Here is a 17,259-nt window from a genome sequence, read left to right on the forward strand (position 1 = left end):
CCGCGGGAAAGAATATATGCGCCTTCACGGACCATCCTTGACATTCCCTGGCATTGCAGCCGGCCTCGCGTCCCATCCCCCCGTCGAGATTTCCTCTTCGGGGATGACGTCCGCCGCCGTGGCGCTCATCCTCCGGGAGGGGAGGGAGGGGCTTGAAGTACTCTTCATAGAGCGGGCCTCCCATGACGGTGACCCGTGGTCCGGCGACCTGGGGTTTCCCGGGGGTAAAATCGAGCCGGGTGACGCCGGACCCCGGGGTGCCGCGGAGAGGGAGACCCGGGAGGAACTCGGCATCGATCTCGCCACCGCCCATTATCTGGGGCGCCTGGCCGACGTCGCGGGGGCCCACCTGCCAATCCGGGTATCATGTTTCGTCTATGGTTTGATCGGGAATCCCCCCTTGACGCCGGGGGGGGAGGTGAGGGACGCTTTCTGGGTCTCCCTTACCGATCTTTGCGATCCGGACCGCCACAAGGACGCCACGGTTCGCTTCGGTGGCGAAACCTTCGAGCGGCCGGCCATAATCCTTCCGGCGGAGGGGAAACCGGCCCTCTGGGGGATCACCTACCGGCTGGTCATGCAGTTCCTTGCGCTCGTGACCGGAGAGGGCGTCCCGTAGGTCGGGACGGGGGAGCGGGAGGGTTACGTGGTGATCCCCTCCTTGCCCGGGGCAAGGGTGTCGGCGTGGGCGAGGAATTCTTCCATGAGTTGCGGAGGGTCGTAGCCGAAGGAAAAGACCGATTCGTAGCTGAGGATTTGGAGCGGGTCCAGATGGGGTGAGGCGAAGCCGATACCGTTGGAGGCGGTGCGGACGATCCGGCCCGGCATGGTGATGGTGAGGGTGGAGGTGCCACTGAGAAAGTAGATGGAGACGAGGGCCTCTTTGCCCGGTTCACAGTCTCCCCGCATGGACAGGAAGAGGCCGTGATGGCTGATGTCCCGCACCTCGCCGTAAGTGATCCGCGAATCCTTCTCCAGGAATGCCGGTGCCGAAAAGGGGACCCGGGGATGCCGCCGCCGTTCGAACTGTCCCATGGCTTCCTCCTGCATGTATCGGTCATTTTTGAGAATCAATAAGCCTCTAAACTATAACGCAAATACTTTTCATTTGCAGGTTTTTTTTTCGCGGAAAAAACGATGCTATCTTCAGGAGCCACCGTGGAAATCCTTTACCGCGACGAGCATCTCGTGGCAGTCCACAAACCGCTGGGACTACTCGTCCACCGCTCGCCCATAGACCGGCACGAGACCCGGTTTGCCCTCCAGGAAGTGCGTGACCTTCTGGGGCGGCGCGTCTATCCGGTTCACCGACTCGACAAACCCACCTCAGGTGTCCTCCTCTTCGCCCTCGATCCAGCTTTCGCCCGGGGCCTCGTCGGCGCCTTCGCGTCCGGGAGCGTGACCAAGACGTATCTGGCGGTGGTTCGGGGAACCATGCCGGAGGAAGGGGTGATTGACCATCCCCTGGCAGAGGAGCCCGATCGTTTCGAGCAGGGACGGGGGAATGCCGGAGAGAGGGCGCCCCAGTCGGCAGTGACCGGCTATCGACGCTTGGCAGACGTGGAGCTTCCTGTTGCCGTTGGACGCTATCCCACGAGTCGCTATTCGCTGGTGTCGCTCTCGCCGCGCACGGGTCGCCGTCATCAGCTTCGCCGCCACCTCAAGCACCTCTTCCACCCCATCGTTGGCGATACGAAATACGGCGAAGGGCGCCACAACCGGTTCTTTCGGGAAGAGCTTCTGACGGTACGCATGCTTCTGCACGCCGTTGAGCTTACCGTTCCTCACCCGGCAACCGGTGCGCCGCTGACGGTCTGTGCCCCGGTCGAGGGGGCTTTTGCAGCTCTCCTCGCCCGGTTCGGCTGGCTCTCTGCCGTTCCTTCCCGTTGGCTCGGCCCCCAGGGAAAAAGCATGGCTGGGGAGGAGATGCAAACGAGACAGCGGATTTCTCCTGTGCTACCTTTGTTGTAGTATCGATACAGTGTTGACAGGGAGGTTCACATCATGGACGAAACACCAGAACTTGAAAAGGCAACCTTCGGTGCCGGGTGCTTCTGGCACGTGGAGGCCGAATTCCGGCGGGTGTCGGGGGTGGTAGCCACTCACGCCGGGTACATGGGGGGATGGAAGGACCATCCCACCTACGAGGAGGTCTGCTCCAAGGAAACGGGGCATGCGGAGGTGGTGGAGGTGGTCTACGATCCCGCGCGGGTCTCCTATGACGAGCTTCTCCGGATTTTCTGGACAATCCACGATCCAACCCAGCTGAACCGCCAGGGGCCGGATATCGGTACCAACTACCGCTCGGTCATCTTTTTTCATACCCCGGAGCAGGAGCAGGCCGCCCGGCTCTCGATGGAGAAAGAAGGGGGTTCCGGCCGCTACTCCCGGCCAATCGTTACCGAAATTGCTTCCGCCTCCGCCTTCTGGTGGGCCGAGGAGTACCATCAGCAGTACCTGGAGAAGCGCGGCGGCGGAAGCTGCAACTGGTGAAGAGAAAGGAGCTATTAATGACAGCAAGAGGATGGCTTGTAGGGATGGTCGTCGCGGCGGCTGCGGCGGTCTGCGGCGTGGGAAACGCCGGCGCCGAGGTGCGGCTGGCGAAGGGGCAGACCCTCTATGTGCCGGTTTACTCCCACGTCTACACCGGTGATCGGGCGCTCCCCTTCAATCTGGCGGCCACTCTGGGGGTTCGCAACCTTGATCCGGCCAGCCCCATAACCGTAAGCCGGGTGGATTACCACGACTCCAACGGCCGCCTCGTGAAGCGTTTCCTGGCTGGTCCCCTGAAAATTCCTCCCCAGGGTTCCACCAGTTTTTACCTCAAGGAACGGGACACGAGCGGCGGTTTCGGCGCCCATTTCATCGTGGTATGGGAGTCGGCCAGGGAGGTTAATGAGCCCATTGTCGAGAGCGTCATGATCGGCGCCCGGTCGGGCCAGGGAATCTCCTTCGTGAGCCCGGCCCGGGAGATCCGGCCCCAGGCCAAATGAGGATTGAGGTGCCACGATGAAGATCATCGACCTGCGGAGCGATACCGTCACCAGGCCCTGCCCGGCCATGCGGGCCGCTATGGCTGTAGCCGAGGTGGGTGACGACGTCTATGGCGAGGACCCCACCGTGAACCGCCTCGAAGCCCTGGCCGCCGGGATGCTCGGCACCGAGGCGGCCCTCTTCGTGACGAGCGGCACCCAGTCCAACCTCCTTGCCATCATGACCCACTGCGGGCGGGGTGACGAGTACATCGCCGGCCAGACGGCCCACTGCTACCGTTTCGAGGGGGGCGGCGCCGCGGTCCTCGGCGGGGTCCAGCCCCAGCCCGTGGACGTGGAACCCGACGGAACCCTTGACCTCGTGAAAGTGGCCGCGGCCATCAAGCCCAACGATCCCCACTTTGCCCGGACACGGCTCCTCTGTCTGGAGAACACCCAGGCGGGGAGGGTTCTCCCCCTCGATTACCTGGCTCGCGCCCGTACCCTTGCCCGGGAGCGTGGCCTCGCCCTCCACCTGGACGGGGCGCGGCTCTTCAATGCCGCCGTGGCCCTCGACGTGGAAGCCCGGGAGATAACGGATCATTTCGAATCGGTGTCGGTCTGTCTCTCCAAGGGGCTCGGCGCGCCGGTGGGGTCGCTTTTGTGCGGGAGTCGGGGGTTTGTGGCCGAGGCCCGACGCTGGCGCAAGGTCCTCGGCGGCGGCATGCGCCAGGCAGGTGTCCTGGCCGCCGCGGGAATTGTGGCCCTCACGGAGAACGTGGCGCGCCTCGCCGAGGACCACGCCAATGCGCGGCGTCTGGCCGAGGGGCTGGCTGCCGTCGGCGGTCTCGATGGTGACTCCGTCTCGGTTCAGACGAACATGGTGTTCCTCTCGCTTCCCCCTGATCATGCCGAGGCACTGGCAACCTTTCTCTGCGACAGGGGAGTTCTCATCTCCGGTCGGGAGCGCATCCGCCTTGTCACCCATCGGGATGTGACCTCTGCCGACATCGATCGGGTAGTGGGAGCCTGCGGGGAGTTTTTCAGGCGACCCTGACGCCTCATTCCTTCCATTGCAAAAGCTGCCTCCTATGGTTTACTTGAACGTGTCGCCTCCCCGAAAAACGCCTTCTGGAGTCAGATCATGCCCATGAAAATTTTTGTGTGGATGCTTGCCGTTGTTGCGGGGATTCTCGCCTCGTGTGCCTTCATTACCGTCAACGTCTATTTCCCCGAGAAGGAGGTCAAGAAGGCCTTCAAGACCTTGGACGAGAAATACCTGGGGAAGGAGGGGGGGGAGGCGCCCGTCCCGGAACAGCCCCCGGCCGGTGCTGAACCGGCGCCGGCAGAGAAGCCCCAGAGCCGGTTCGAGGGAGCGCGATGGCCCCTCGCGGTGACAGCCACCGCCTGGGCTGCCGAGGATGCGGCCGGCGGCCTGGTGGTTGAGCTTTCGCGGATGCCCGAGGTGGTCAAGGCCTACGAGGAGATGAGAGGACGGCTCACGACCCTCGATCAGTTGCGTGACGGCGGCATTGTGGGAGAAACCAACCAGGGACTTGTCACGGTCCGCGACCCCTCCCGGATTGCCGGCCTGAAGGGAGCGGTGGACGAGGAGAACGCCAACCGCAAGACCGTCATTACCGGCATGGCTCGGGCAATCCTGAAGCAGGCGGGGAAGCCCGACACACCGGCCAATATGGGACAGGTTCTCGGCAAGGCGGCCGCCACCTATGCCCAGACGAAACAGGAAACCGCCCGGCCAGGCTGGTGGATCCAGTTGCAAAACGGAAAGTGGGTACAGAAATGAGCCGATTCGTTCTAATTATCCCGTTCGGAGCCCTCTCCCTCATGCTCGCTGCGTGCTCTTCCTTTCCCTGGTTGACGAAGGAAGAACCGGCCGCCACTTCCGCCCCTACTGCCAAGAACCGCTGTCTCCTCGAATCCGAGGATTGCCCTCCGCGGAAGATGACCATCACTGAACTGATCGCTGGTCTGAAGCATGAAATTGCCAGGGGTGAGGCCGTGTACACCCCGGCCGAACTCCAGAAGCTCGAAAACAAGCTCCGGGATTACGAAGTGATGTACGACCGCCTGATGTACGGCAACGACGATTGAAACGAAATGGTTAGTGTAACGATTCCGATGCGTTGGTTGCATTGATGTGAGTTTTTGAGCATTAATTAATAATAAGTTATTGACTTTTAATGTAGCACCATTTACTCTTGCGGCGCAAAACGCAGGAGGCGACGATACCTGATTCCGCAAGACAGGCGGACCCCCTTCGATTCCCTTTTGAATCGCCCCAGGACATATTCTCCCCCATCCTGCAACACATCACAACTAAAGCGTGGAAAACAGTGCTGACAGAGCGCGGCGTGGCGTTTACGGCGTGCCGACCCGACTCCGTGCTGTCCGGCGTCCTGGCAATCGCGTCGGGACGGATTGCTCCGTTTTTCCCATGAGGGTTATTTCATGCATCTGACTGACTGTTTCACGGAACTGGTGGCCTATGTCACCCACTTCCTCCGCACGGCCGCGGTGCGCCAGCCCTCCTACCAGGAGGTCCGCCGCGAAATCGACCTCCTCCTGGCCTCGGGGGAGTCGTGCGTCAGGCGGGAGGGGTTCTCCCGCGACGACTTCGAGCTGGCCCGCTTCGCCGTCTGCGCCTGGATCGACGAGGCGGTCCTCTCGTCGGCCTGGAGCGAGAAGAGCCTCTGGCTCCGGGAGCAGCTCCAGCGCCTCCACTACAACACCACCGAGGCGGGTGAGGAGTTCTTCACCAGGCTGAACGCCCTGGGGCTCCACCAGCGTGAGGTGCGGGAGGTCTACTACCTCTGTCTCGCCCTCGGCTTCACCGGCAGGTTCTGCAAGCCGGGGGACGAGTATCAGCTGGAGCAGGTGAAGACCGCCCAGCTGAAGCTCCTCGTGGGGAGCTCCGTGGGGCTTCCGTCCCTGGAGCGGACCGAGCTCTTCCCGGAGGCCTATCCGGCGGGAGCGCCCGCCATGGCTCCGGCCCGGCGCCGGGTCGGTTTCTCCCCCCTTGCCGCCGTCTGCCTCGCCGGTCCGGCGGTGTTCTTTGTCATTCTCTTCTTCGTCTACCGCTTCACCCTTTCGGGGGTGGGGGAGAATTTTTTAAGGACGGTGCCGTACTGAGATGAAAACGAAGCTCGTGACCTTTCTCAAGTGGTTTCTCGTGGCGGGAGGGGCGGCAGTGGTCGTCCTTCTCGTTTTTGGTATTGTGCTCGCCCTCGACTGGCCCTGGTGGGTGGCCCTCTGCATCCTCCTCCTTCTGGCGGGGATCGGGGTCGGCATTGTGCTGCTGCGGGCCATGTGGCTGCGCAAGCGGGAGCAGAATTTCGTCCAGGAGGTGATCGCCCGGGACAAGGGGCTCCTGAAGGCCCTTTCCGGCAAGGAGCGGGAGCACCTTACCCAGCTCCAGGAGCAGTGGAAGGATGCCATCGGCACCCTGAAGAATTCCCATCTCAAGAAGCAGGGAAACCCCCTTTACGTCCTCCCCTGGTACCTGGTGATCGGCGAGAGCGGCTCCGGGAAGACCACCTCCCTCAACAGCGCCCGCCTGTCATCCCCTTTCATCGACGTCTGCCGGGCCTCCGGCGTTTCCGGCACCCGCAACTGCGACTGGTGGTTCTTCGAGGAATCCATCGTCATCGACACGGCCGGTCGCTACGCGGTTCCCATCGACAGCGAGAAGGACCGGGACGAGTGGCAGAAGTTCCTGTCGCTCCTCGTCAAGTACCGGAAGAAAGAGCCCCTGAACGGCCTCATCGTCACCGTGGCGGCAGACCGGCTCCTGGCGGCGGGGCGCGAGGAGAACGCGGAGGAGGGGCGCACCATGCGGAGCCGCATCGACGAGTTGATGCGGGCCCTGGGGGTGCGGTTCCCGATCTATGTCCTCGTCACCAAGTGCGATCTGGTTGAGGGGATGAACCGCTTTGCCGGGCTTCTGCCGGAAAAGGCCCTCCGGCAGCCCATGGGGATGGTGAACCAGGAACTGGCCACGGACGTGGTCACCTTCACCGACAAGGCGGTTGCCGCCGTGGTGGAACGGCTCCGGACCCTCCGGCTGCTGCTTCTCCACCAGCCCGAGGCCCGGGAAGCGGATCCGGGGCTCGTCCTCTTTCCCGAGGAGTTCGCGGTCCTGCGGGATGCCCTCGCCGCCTTCATGGAGGGGGCCTTCCGGGAAAACCCCTACCAGGAGACCCCGGTCATGCGGGGGCTCTTCTTCTCCAGCGGCCGCCAGGAGGGGAATCCCCATTCCCGCTTCTCCGAGGCCTTGGGCCTCTCGGGGGAAATGGCGGCGCTCCCCGGCACCAGCAAGGGTCTCTTTCTCCACGACTTTTTCGCCAGGATTCTCCCCGCCGACCGGGCGCTCCTGGCGCCGACCCGCCGTGCCGTGGAGTGGCGGGCCCTCACCGGGAACCTGGGGCTCGTCTCCTGGATGCTCCTGGGCGTGGCCCTCTGTGGTCTCCTTTCCTTTTCCTTCGTGAAGAACATGACCACCATCCGCCAGGTCTCCCATCAGTTCGAGCGGACTCCGCGGCTGGCCGGCAACCCCACCAGCGATCTCCTAGTGCTCGACGCCTTCCGCCAGGGAATCCTGAAGGTGGAGGAGCGGAACCGCTCCTGGTGGATTCCCCGTTTTGGCCTCACGGAGAGCGTCAAGGTGGAGCGGACCCTCAAGGAGAGGTTCTGCCGCCAGTTCCGGGACGGTTTCCTGACCCCCTACGACCGGCAGCTGGCCACCGGTGTCGCGGGCCTTTCCGCTGGCACCCCCGACGAGCTCTTCGCCCAGTACGCCATCCATCTGACCCGGCGGATCAATATCCTCAACGCCGGCATGAACGGTAAAAAGCTGCCGGAACTGAGCGCCATGCCCCAGCCGGCTTCGGTCTCCTTCCTGGCCGGCGAAACCGCCGCCGGTGCTGATGCCCGCAAGCGGTTCGGCACCCTCTACCTCCACTACCTGGCCTGGCGGGCAGATTCCCCCGATCTTGCCAAGGAGACGGCCCAGCTTCAGGGGTGGCTCCGCCAGATCATAGGCCTCAAGGGGGGAAGCCTTTCCTGGCTTGCCCCGTGGATCGACCGGCAGTCGGGGCTTCCGTCGGTGACCATGGCCGAATTCTGGGGAGGGGGCGCGCCGCTCCCGGGAGAGGCAGCGGTTCCCCCCTCCTTTACCCGCAAGGGGAAGGGGGAGATGGACAGCCTCGTGGCCGAGCTGGAGACGGCCCTCGGCGACCCGCGCCTCGTGGCGGCGGGCAAGGGCGGCCTTGGCTCCTGGTACCGGGGGAGTTGCCTGGCGGCGTGGCAACGGCTTGCCGCGGCGTTCCCCACGGGAAAGGAGCGGCTCCGCACTGTCCGCGACTGGCAGCAGACGGCCGCCAGAATGGCCACAGACCAGGGGCCCTATTTCGCCTTCATCAACCGGATGTCCGCCGAGCTCGATACCCTCGTGGGCAAGGAGGGGGTACCTCCCTTTGTGGTCCAGCTCTATGCCTTTCAGGTGGCCCGGGCGGGGGGTGCGGTTCCGGGCGCCGTGGGGAAGGCCGCCGAGAGCGGCAAGCGTCTCATCAACTCCCTCGGCGAGAGGATTCATCCCGATGCCGCCGTGGCCAAGGGGATCGAAACGCCCCTGGCGGCCCCGAAGGCCTGGCAGGAGTACCAGACGGCCCTGGCGGCCATCGCGCCGGCGGCATCGTCGCGGCAGCAGGCCTTCCAATTGGCCACTCAGACCTTCGGCGACGACCCGGCCACCGGCAAGACCCCCTTTATGGCCGCCTGGGGCGCAGCCGGCCGCCTTCGGGCCGGAGTTGCCGGCGCCGGAGCCGACGAAGCCTTCTGGCGGCTCGTGACCGGCCCCCTCGACTACCTCTGGACCTACGTCCGGCATGAGGCCGGCTGCCAGCTCCAGACCCTCTGGGAGGAGCAGGTGATCGCCGCCACCCTCGGGATGCCCCCCCAGCAGGCGGGCCCCCTGCTCCTTGGCCCCGACGGCCTTGCCTGGCGCTTCGTCAAGGGGCCCGCAGCTCCCTTCATCCGGGGGACCGCCGCCGGCTACGCGCCCCGGCAGGCCCTCGGGGTGGCACTCCCCATCGAGGGGGCCCTCTTCGCCTTCCTCTCCAAGGGTGCCCAGATTCAGGCCTCGGCTGGGGGGCGCCAGCCCAACTACACCGTGGCCGTCAAGGGGCTTCCCACCGACGCCAACGCCGATGCCCGGATCAGGCCCCACGCCACCCGGCTGGAGCTCCAGTGCGCTGGCACCCCCCAGACCCTCGTGAACCAGAACTTCCCCGTAGGGAAGACCTTCTACTGGTCCCCCGAAACCTGCGGCGACGTCATCTTTCAGATCGAGGTGGGTGACCAGGTTCTCACCAAACGTTACGGCGGTCCCCAGGCCTTCCCCGACTTCCTCCGGGAGTTTGCCGGCGGTTCGCGCACTTTCCCGGCCCGGGAGTTCCCCGGCGAGAAGGAGGCCCTTGAGCGGATGGGGATCAAGCATATCCGCGTCAACTACCAGATCATGGGGGGAGGGCAGGTGGTCAAACAGGGGAGCGCCATGGCCGGCGCCACGGCCCCCCGGGTCATCGCCCGGTGCTGGTAACGGCAGCCCCCCAATCTCACGGATGAGAAGGAGTGCGACTGATGCTCGGCACTGACATGACAACCGGCTGGAACTGGTCAGCCTTCGGCAAGCACCCGGCGGCGGCCGATTACTTCCGCCTCGGCCATGCTTCCCCCTTCGTGGAGGGCCTCACGAAATGGGTGGAGAGCGGCTACCGGCTCCTGGCGGAGCGAAGCGACGCCCCGCCCGCGTTCTGCTCCTGGCGCTTCTGGGCCCGGGGCTATGGCCGGGACCCACTGGTCCTGGGAGTGGTGCGGGTCTCCAGCGACAGCCTCGGCCGCCCCTATCCCCTCCTTATCATGGGGAGCGGTCCCCTGGAGGGGTGGGAGGGGCAATGGGACCTCCTCCCCTTTGCCGCGGAGAAGAGTTGGTGCCAGATCGAATTCCTGGCCACCCATACCTTCGGCGACCTCAGGAAGTTGGAAGAGGGGCTCCAGGGGCTGCGTCCCCCTGCCGCCGAGTGGGACGAGCTGGCCGAACGCCGCGGGGGGCTGAATCGCCTCGGCTCCCCCCTGGACCCCTACGCCTCGTTCCTGGACATTCCCCGGCTGGAAAAGGTAGCCGCCGAACGGGCCGGGCGGGACGAGTTCTCGGTGCGGCTCGACCGTGGGCCGGTCAACGACAAGATCACCCTGGTGAGCCTCTGGCACCTGCTGGCCAAGGGGGCGGCGAAGGGAGTCCCCAATGCCCTCTTCATGGGGGGAACCCTGGAGCGCTCCTTTCTCGCCTCCTACCGGCGGGCCCTGGCTCCGGGGGATTTTCTCCACCTCTGGTCCGCCTCGGATGCCGCGGGGTGGCCCAACAGCATCGGAACGGAGTACGCCATGGATATAGCAACCCTGGGAAAAGAGCCTGTTCGCCCCGACCAGCCGGTGGGTGACGACGTCCGCTACGATCCCCTCTTCGACACTCTCCAGGCCGAGGTGGACAAACTAACCTCCCCGGCCATCGCCGGCAACATCGACTGGGAGAAGGTGGTGCGGCTATCAGCCGACATCCTGGCCACCCGCTCCAAGGACCTCCTGGTGGCCAGCTACCTGGCCGTGGGGCTCGTCCAGACCCGCGGCGGCGACGGCCTGGCCCTGGGGCTCAAGGTCTGGCGCGATCTCCTGGAGCGGTTCTGGAACGACCTCTACCCCACCCGGATGCGGGGACGTCAGCGGAGCGTGGAGTGGTGGCTGGACCGGACCGAGATCGCCCTGCGCCAGCAGGGGGAGCAGACCCTGCCGGGGGAACAGCACGTCATCGTGCTGGAGACCCTCGGCGCCATCGACCGCTTCCTGCGCGAGCGCCTGGAGAATGCCCCGTCCCTCACCAAATTGCGGGAGCTGGTAGTGGATATGGCGCCGGAAGTGAACGTGGAGGCGGTTGCCGAAGCCGCGGCCCCACCGCCGGTTCAGGCCGAGGCGCCGGCCGATCTCTTTACCCCCCCGAGCCAGGTCGCTGTCCGCCCCGTGGAGGTCCCCCGGCAGACAAGCATCCCAGGCTCACCCCTTCAGGCCCTCGAAGCGGGGTTGCGGCAAGTGGGGGAGGCTGCCGGAGCCCTGCTCCAGCAGGACCCCTCAAGTCCGGTACCTTACCGTCTTTCACGGCTCGCCGCCTGGGGTCAAGTTACGGAGCTTCCGCCGGCTGTGAACGGCCGCACCCGCATCCCCCCTCCCGAGCGCCAGGTGTTGACTCTCCTCCAGGAGCTGGCCAGCCACGGCGACGGCGAAGCGCTCCTCAAGGCCGCCGAAGCGCGGCTTCCCCAGTTCATCTTCTGGCTTGACCTGAACCGATTTACCGCCGAAGCCCTTTCCCGCCTTGGCGACCGTTTCTCCTCTGCCCGCGAGGCGGTCTGCGCCGAGACGGCGGCCCTTGCGGGGCGGCTTCCGGGCCTTGAGGGGCTCTCCTTTGCCGACGGCACTCCCTTCGCCGATGGGGAGACCCGCCAGTGGCTCGCGGGGGTCATGCAGCGGGAGTCATCCGCCGCCCAATGCCCCGCCGAAGCCGATACCGAAGGCCGGGCCGAGGCCATCGCCCAAGAGGTTGATGAGGCCCAGGCCCTCATCCGGAGCGGCAAGCTCCTGGAGGCGGTGGAGCGGTTCCAGGGGCACCTGGGCAACGGTGCCTCCCGCAAGGAAAAACTCCACTGGCGCCTCGCCCTGGCCCAGCTCCTCGTGAACACCAACCGGGCGAAGTTGGCGCTCCCCCACCTGGAGCAGGTCGTGGCCGACATTGGGGCCTTCGGCCTCGAAGAGTACGACCCGGCCCTGGCCCTGCGGGGGCTGAAGCTCGCCTGGATCGGCTTCGATTCCCAGGCCGAACCCCGCTTCAAGGAGAAGGCCGCCGAGGCCCTCCACCGCATCGCCCGCCTCGACCCGGTGGAGATGGTGCGGCTGGCCAAGGGGTAAGAACATCGTGGAGGATAACAAGTGAAATGTATCTGGCTGGTAGGGTTAACTATCATTCTTTTGCCATTTCTTGCCGGGCCTTGCGATGCTTTCCGTAAAGCTGAGGGGAGTATTCCGATATGCAAAGGTCCCGGTTGTGAGACTGTTGCGGTCGAGACCCCCTGGCCGGAAGCGCCATCGTCGGATGAAAGCATTACGGTTCTGTTCGGGGGGGGCTCATTTCGGGTGCCATCCGATGTGGCTTCTGTGGGGATAGGAGACAACCTGAGCGTCTTCAGGTTCAAGAGCGGGGAGCCTTTGCTGCTCAGCAGAGAAACATTCAGTGCCCTCAAACTTCCCAAACGCGGACTGTCGGTAATTGAGGCAGCCAACGTTCTCTTTACCAAAACGCCTAAAGATCCAGAGCCTTCCGGAAAGGATGATCGCAAGAGCTGGCGACTAATGCTGTCGATGAAACGGGGATTCTTCTCCACAAATCCACGGCTGGCTGTGTACCGCAAGGGTCCGGTCACGATCTACCAGATAACGGAAGGTCCAGGCCCTTACCGAAATGTGGCGTTAGTTGCTAATGCGCATTCCCGAAATTTCCTTATGCGTCTGGAGAGCAATTGTGAAGACAAGAAGTTCATCGAAGTCTTGTCCACTATTTCCGCAAAGGAGAAATGACGTTCATGGCATTGGCCGATACAGAAAAACATGATCTGAGGGTTATTGTGGAAGGCTTCTGGGGAAAGCATGAGACTGCCAGTTGGGAAATGAACGAAGAGCTTGTTGCCGTACTACCAAAGATGATTTCGGAAGTTAAAAGCTGTTCGCAAGCCATGGACTTCGTTCCTCGTCCGGGCGTTTACCTCAACCCCAAAGATGTTCAGCGTGAATTACGCAAGATGGCACGGAGAGTCAAAGAGAAGGGGACTTCCTACTGGGTGTGCATGCTCATGGGTGCAACCAACTGGAAGACTGAAGCTGCCAGGGTTGCTCAAGGTCTTTGATGGATTTTCATAACCCTTACGCTGATTGCGTCCTCCACGGAGGGAGAAACAGTCACCGTTACGATCGTACGAAAGGAGAAGGACATGTCGAAAGAAGCATCCGTAGCACCGAAGGAACGGGTCAATATCGTCTACCGTCCGGCCTCGGACGGCGCTGCCGAAGAGGTTGAGCTGCCGCTGAAAATGCTCGTTATGGGGGACTTTACCGGCACCCCCGACGAACGCCCCGTCGAGAAGCGGGACCCCGTCGCCATCGACAAGGAGACCTTCAACGACGTCATGAAGGCCCAGGGGATCTCCCTGAACATCGCCGTCCCCAACCGGCTCGCCGGCGAGGCCGGGGACGAGCTGCCGGTGAACCTGAAGGTTGAGTCACTCAAGGACTTCGGCCCCGAGGCGGTGGTGGAGCAGGTCCCCGAGATGAAGCGGCTCCTGGAGCTGCGGGAGGCCCTGCGGGCCCTCAAGGGGCCGCTTTCCAACGTTCCCGACTTCCGGAGGAAGATCCAGGAACTGATCACCGACGACGCGGCCCGGGCCAAGCTTCTGGCTGAAATCGGCATCGAGGAAGGGTAAGGAGGAGCAACCATGAGCGTAGAACAGCAAAACACCGCAGCAGTCGAGAGCCGGATAGAAGGATCGCTTCTGGAGGAGATTGTCCAGGCCACGAAGCTCCAGCCCGCCGACGAGGCCTACTCCATCACCAAGAAGGGGGTCGAGGCCCTTATCACCCAACTTCTGGAGCCGGGGACCGAGACCCCGAAGGTCTCCAAGGCGGTCCTCGACGACATGATCGCCGAGATCGACAAGAAGCTTTCCCGGCAGATGGACGAGATCCTCCACAATACCCAGTTCCAGAAGCTGGAATCCTCCTGGCGTTCCCTCCACTTCCTGGTGGACCGGACCGACTTCCGGGAGAACAACCGGATCGAGATCATGAACGCCACCAAGGATGAGCTCCTGGACGACTTCGAGGATGCTCCCGAGGTGGCCAAGTCGGGGCTCTACAAGACCGTCTATTCCGCCGAGTACGGCCAGTTCGGCGGCAAACCCTACGGCGCCATTATCGGCAACTACGACTTCGGCCCCGGCCCCCAGGACATCAAGCTTCTCCAGAGCCTGGCCGCCGTGTCCGGCATGGCCCACGCCCCCTTCATCGCCGCCGCTTCCCCCCAGTTCTTCGGCTGCGACGACTACACGGCGCTGCCGAACCTCAAAGACATCAAGTCGATCCTCGAAGGCCCCCAGTACGCCAAGTGGCAGTCGTTCCGGGAGAGCGAGGACGCCCGCTACGTGGGGCTGGCCCTGCCCCGGTTCCTCCTGCGGCTCCCCTACGGCGAGGCCACCAAGCCGGTGAAGAGCTTCAACTACGAGGAGAGCGTCTCCGCCGGCCACGACCGCTACTGCTGGGGGAACGCCGCCTTCTCCTTTGCCACGCGGCTTACCGAGAGCTTCGCCAACTTCCGCTGGTGCGCCAACATCATCGGCCCCCAGGGAGGCGGCGCGGTGCATGATCTACCCCTCCACCAGTACGAGGCCATGGGGGCCATCCAGACCAAGATTCCCACGGAAGTGCTCGTCAGCGAGCGGCGCGAATTCGAACTGGCCGAGGAAGGGTTCATCGCCCTCACCATGAGAAAGGGGAGCGACAACGCCGCCTTCTTCTCCGCCAACTCCGTGCAGAAGCCGAAATACTTCGGCACCAGCAAGGAGGGGAAAGAGGCCGAGCTCAACTACAAGCTGGGGCTCCAGCTCCCCTACATGTTCATCGTGAGCCGCCTCGCCCACTACCTGAAAGTCATCCAGCGGGAGCACATCGGCACCTGGAAGGAGCGGGGCGACCTGGAAAACGAGCTGAACCTCTGGATCCGCCAGTATGTCTCCGAGATGGACAACCCCATGCCCGGCGTGCGGAGCAGAAGGCCCCTGCGCCAGGCCCAGGTCACCGTAGAGGAAGTCCCCGGCGAGCCCGGCTGGTACCGGGTCGGCCTTAAGGTTACCCCCCACTTCAAGTACATGGGGGCTTATTTTACCCTCTCTTTGGTTGGAAAGCTGGATAAAGAATAAGCTCGTACAGTCGTGAGCGATGAATTCACGGTTTATGTGTTTGCAATACGGCCCATCCCTGGCCGCGTATCCCACACCACAAGGAGGAAGTAATCAATGGCAATGCCCGCACACCTCACCCTCACCGGTGAAAAACAGGGGAAGATTGACGGTTCCTGTGAACTGCAGGGACGTGAAAAAACCATCCTCGTCTACTCCATGAATCACGACATCCACATGCCGAAGGATCCCCACTCGGGGCTTCCCACCGGCAAGCGGGTTCACGGCCCCCTGAGCATCGTAAAGGAGTTCGACGCCAGCTCCCCCAAGATGTACCAGGCCCTCTGCACTGGTGAGCACCTAAAGGACGTCACCCTCAAGTTCTACCGCATCACCAAGCAGGGGACCGAGGAGCACTACTACACCATCAAGCTCGAAGACGCCATCGTGGTCAGCATGAAGCCCTACATGCCGGTAACACTCCTGGAGGAGAACAATCCCTACCGCCACATGGAAGAAGTGGCCTTCACCTACCGCAAGATCAAGTGGACCTGGGAGCCCAACGGCATCGAAGCCGAGGATTCCTGGAGCGTGCCCAAGTAGTTAGTTGTCCGATGTTCCTCCCTCCCCGCTGGCGGGGAGGGAGGGATTCCACAGCTCCTTAATCATATGAGTCTCTTGTTGCTCTTGTCTGAATTGAGCGAATCCTACTTTAGACTGATAATCCTTGAAAGGAAGGAACATGCCAGTCGCACAGTACGCGATCGGACCACCAACTCGGCCGAAAAACATTCGACACGATAACGGATTTCTTGATTCTTTCGCTCGGCGGAAGCCGACGGCAAAGGATTATGAGGAGTATGCCCGCTGGATTTCCCGGCTGGAGGGTGTTGAGGCGATTCAGGGTGTCCCGTTCGTGCCCCACAACAACCTTCCCGACGCCCTCGCCGCGTACCGACATTTCTTGCGAGGGAATGGAAAAGATCATCTGTTTTCGTATGAGCGTTTCGTCTCGAGTGATCCGAGCGGTGCGGTGATCCTTTCAAGTGCTGTTCTGGATGCACGGCAGGGAGCCGAACTTCTCTATGGCGAGTACTTTAAGGGACAAAGTCCTGTGCTTTTTCAGATGAGCGGCAGTGCAATCCCTGTCGGAAGCATCCGCTATCCGTCATTTCCTTATCCCAAGACAGAAAACTGGCAAAAAGCCATAGGAGCCCACGTCATCTGGCTAAGTGCGGATGTGGATGTGGAAATCGCAAATGGCGTGCATTCCTTCGTCATGCAGATGACCCTCCATGCCGAAGACCGCTACAATTTCAATCCCGGCGCCGCAGACATAGCGAGCGGAATCCCGGACTCGGCGAATGGAATCTTTGAGGTCACCGGCCTGGCACACCAGTATATGAATACCTCGACGATCAACCGCAGGGTTGAGTGGGTCGGGCTCGGTTCCCCCCAAGGTATCAGTCCAAAACGTCGAAGCACGGACTTCACGAGAGAGAAAGCCTGCGGACAATCGGCGCATTCGTAACAGACTGTGACACCGTAGAGGAAACTGCATGAGTGTTAGAGGATTTGTACATTGTTGTGTGGCCTTGGCGGTGTTGATCGCCGGGCTTGCCTGCGTCAGCTGCACTGAGGGCCAAGTGCCCAGGAGGAGTGCTGCCATGAGGACTGATGTTGCCGGGCTATCGAAATTGATAGCTCTTCCGTTCCCGCCGAAAGCCGCTTGGTGGAGGATTGTCGAGAGAGAAGGCTCCGGGGCGATGGGACCAGCGGACTGGGAACTCATGGCAGTCGTGCAGTTTTCATCTCAGGATGTCGAGGCGATAATCAGCAAGTCCGAGAATCAGCGTTCGGACCCTCCGGAGAATATGGCCGCCGGGTCCCCGGCGATGAGTGAAATTCTGCGCGATCATGGACCCGTCGGAGAGCGACTCTATGGCGCGGACCCCTTTGTAAAATCGCCGCTTCTGGAAGGCTTCTTTGCTCGGGTAAAGGGGGCGAACAAGTTGCTCATTTACCTGTCGACCTGCTGATTCAATCAGGTTTGCATCCATTGCTCATGAAGCCTTAACAGGCCGTTGAAAAACTCCTTCATTTCCAGGGCAATCCCCTTCAAGGAGATCATTTTAGGCCGATAGTTGCATTGATCTCGCCCTATTCGTTCTTTGAAACTTTGCTTTTTACCTTGATTTGGCCTTTTCGGGCGGGCTTTG

At 62.8% G+C, this 17,259-nt stretch carries 18 protein-coding genes; 17 read left to right on the forward strand and 1 reads right to left on the reverse strand.

Annotation, left to right across the window (positions count from 1 at the left end; all coding sequences use genetic code 11):
• The first annotated feature begins 103 nt into the window (after positions 1–103).
• On the forward strand, positions 104–619 hold the full coding sequence (locus GMET_RS01330; protein ID WP_004513582.1) for an NUDIX hydrolase: 516 nt from the start codon (positions 104–106) through the stop codon (positions 617–619).
• Positions 620–642: 23 nt separating this feature from the next.
• On the opposite strand, the gene GMET_RS01335 is transcribed toward GMET_RS01330, so the two are convergent.
• The gene (locus GMET_RS01335; protein ID WP_004513583.1) at positions 643–1,035 is read right to left on the reverse strand and encodes a PilZ domain-containing protein; all 393 of its coding nucleotides are present in this window, start codon (positions 1,033–1,035) and stop codon (positions 643–645) included.
• A gap of 123 nt (positions 1,036–1,158) precedes the next feature.
• On the opposite strand from GMET_RS01335, the gene GMET_RS01340 reads away from it, so the two are divergent.
• The 16 genes from GMET_RS01340 (at position 1,159) to GMET_RS18120 (ending at position 17,079) form a co-directional block, all read left to right on the forward strand.
• A complete protein-coding gene (locus GMET_RS01340; protein WP_004513584.1) occupies positions 1,159–1,971 on the forward strand; it encodes a tRNA pseudouridine(65) synthase TruC in 813 nt (270 codons plus the stop codon).
• Between the two features lie 33 nt (positions 1,972–2,004).
• The gene (gene msrA, locus GMET_RS01345; RefSeq protein ID WP_004513585.1) at positions 2,005–2,493 is read left to right on the forward strand and encodes a peptide-methionine (S)-S-oxide reductase MsrA; all 489 of its coding nucleotides are present in this window, start codon (positions 2,005–2,007) and stop codon (positions 2,491–2,493) included.
• A 17-nt stretch (positions 2,494–2,510) separates the two neighbouring features.
• Positions 2,511–2,993, forward strand: a complete 483-nt coding sequence (locus GMET_RS01350) for a DUF3124 domain-containing protein (RefSeq protein ID WP_004513586.1) — start codon at positions 2,511–2,513, stop codon at positions 2,991–2,993.
• Between the two features lie 16 nt (positions 2,994–3,009).
• A complete protein-coding gene (gene ltaE, locus GMET_RS01355) occupies positions 3,010–4,029 on the forward strand; it encodes a low-specificity L-threonine aldolase (protein WP_004513587.1) in 1,020 nt (339 codons plus the stop codon).
• A gap of 87 nt (positions 4,030–4,116) precedes the next feature.
• The gene (locus GMET_RS01360) at positions 4,117–4,779 is read left to right on the forward strand and encodes a DUF1318 domain-containing protein (protein WP_004513588.1); all 663 of its coding nucleotides are present in this window, start codon (positions 4,117–4,119) and stop codon (positions 4,777–4,779) included.
• Positions 4,776–5,087, forward strand: a complete 312-nt coding sequence (locus tag GMET_RS01365; RefSeq protein ID WP_004513589.1) for a hypothetical protein — start codon at positions 4,776–4,778, stop codon at positions 5,085–5,087. Before GMET_RS01360 ends, GMET_RS01365 begins: the two co-directional genes overlap by 4 nt.
• A gap of 357 nt (positions 5,088–5,444) precedes the next feature.
• Positions 5,445–6,125, forward strand: coding sequence for a DotU family type IV/VI secretion system protein (locus GMET_RS01370; protein WP_004513590.1), 681 nt, complete (start codon positions 5,445–5,447; stop codon positions 6,123–6,125).
• A gap of 1 nt (position 6,126) precedes the next feature.
• Positions 6,127–9,591: a type VI secretion protein IcmF/TssM N-terminal domain-containing protein gene (locus tag GMET_RS01375; RefSeq protein WP_004513591.1), complete on the forward strand. Its 3,465-nt coding sequence runs from the start codon at positions 6,127–6,129 to the stop codon at positions 9,589–9,591.
• 41 nt (positions 9,592–9,632) lie between these two features.
• Positions 9,633–12,005 (forward strand): type VI secretion system protein TssA, encoded by a 2,373-nt coding sequence (tssA, locus tag GMET_RS01380; protein WP_004513592.1) that lies wholly within the window; start codon positions 9,633–9,635, stop codon positions 12,003–12,005.
• A gap of 21 nt (positions 12,006–12,026) precedes the next feature.
• Positions 12,027–12,671 carry a hypothetical protein gene (locus GMET_RS01385; RefSeq protein WP_004513593.1) on the forward strand — a complete coding sequence of 215 codons (645 nt, stop codon included), beginning with the start codon at positions 12,027–12,029 and terminating at the stop codon, positions 12,669–12,671.
• 5 nt (positions 12,672–12,676) lie between these two features.
• Complete coding sequence (locus GMET_RS01390; RefSeq protein ID WP_004513594.1) at positions 12,677–12,997, forward strand: hypothetical protein; 321 nt, start codon at positions 12,677–12,679, stop codon at positions 12,995–12,997.
• 84 nt (positions 12,998–13,081) lie between these two features.
• The gene (gene tssB / locus GMET_RS01395) at positions 13,082–13,570 is read left to right on the forward strand and encodes a type VI secretion system contractile sheath small subunit (RefSeq protein ID WP_004513595.1); all 489 of its coding nucleotides are present in this window, start codon (positions 13,082–13,084) and stop codon (positions 13,568–13,570) included.
• 12 nt (positions 13,571–13,582) lie between these two features.
• The gene (gene tssC / locus GMET_RS01400; protein ID WP_004513596.1) at positions 13,583–15,061 is read left to right on the forward strand and encodes a type VI secretion system contractile sheath large subunit; all 1,479 of its coding nucleotides are present in this window, start codon (positions 13,583–13,585) and stop codon (positions 15,059–15,061) included.
• Positions 15,062–15,157: 96 nt separating this feature from the next.
• Positions 15,158–15,643: an Hcp family type VI secretion system effector gene (locus tag GMET_RS01405; protein ID WP_004513597.1), complete on the forward strand. Its 486-nt coding sequence runs from the start codon at positions 15,158–15,160 to the stop codon at positions 15,641–15,643.
• A gap of 139 nt (positions 15,644–15,782) precedes the next feature.
• The gene (locus GMET_RS01410) at positions 15,783–16,571 is read left to right on the forward strand and encodes a hypothetical protein (protein WP_004513598.1); all 789 of its coding nucleotides are present in this window, start codon (positions 15,783–15,785) and stop codon (positions 16,569–16,571) included.
• Positions 16,572–16,707: 136 nt separating this feature from the next.
• On the forward strand, positions 16,708–17,079 hold the full coding sequence (locus GMET_RS18120) for a hypothetical protein (RefSeq protein WP_004513599.1): 372 nt from the start codon (positions 16,708–16,710) through the stop codon (positions 17,077–17,079).
• Positions 17,080–17,259: the final 180 nt, after the last annotated feature.

The organism is Geobacter metallireducens GS-15 (assembly GCF_000012925.1).
Classification (GTDB): domain Bacteria; phylum Desulfobacterota; class Desulfuromonadia; order Geobacterales; family Geobacteraceae; genus Geobacter; species Geobacter metallireducens.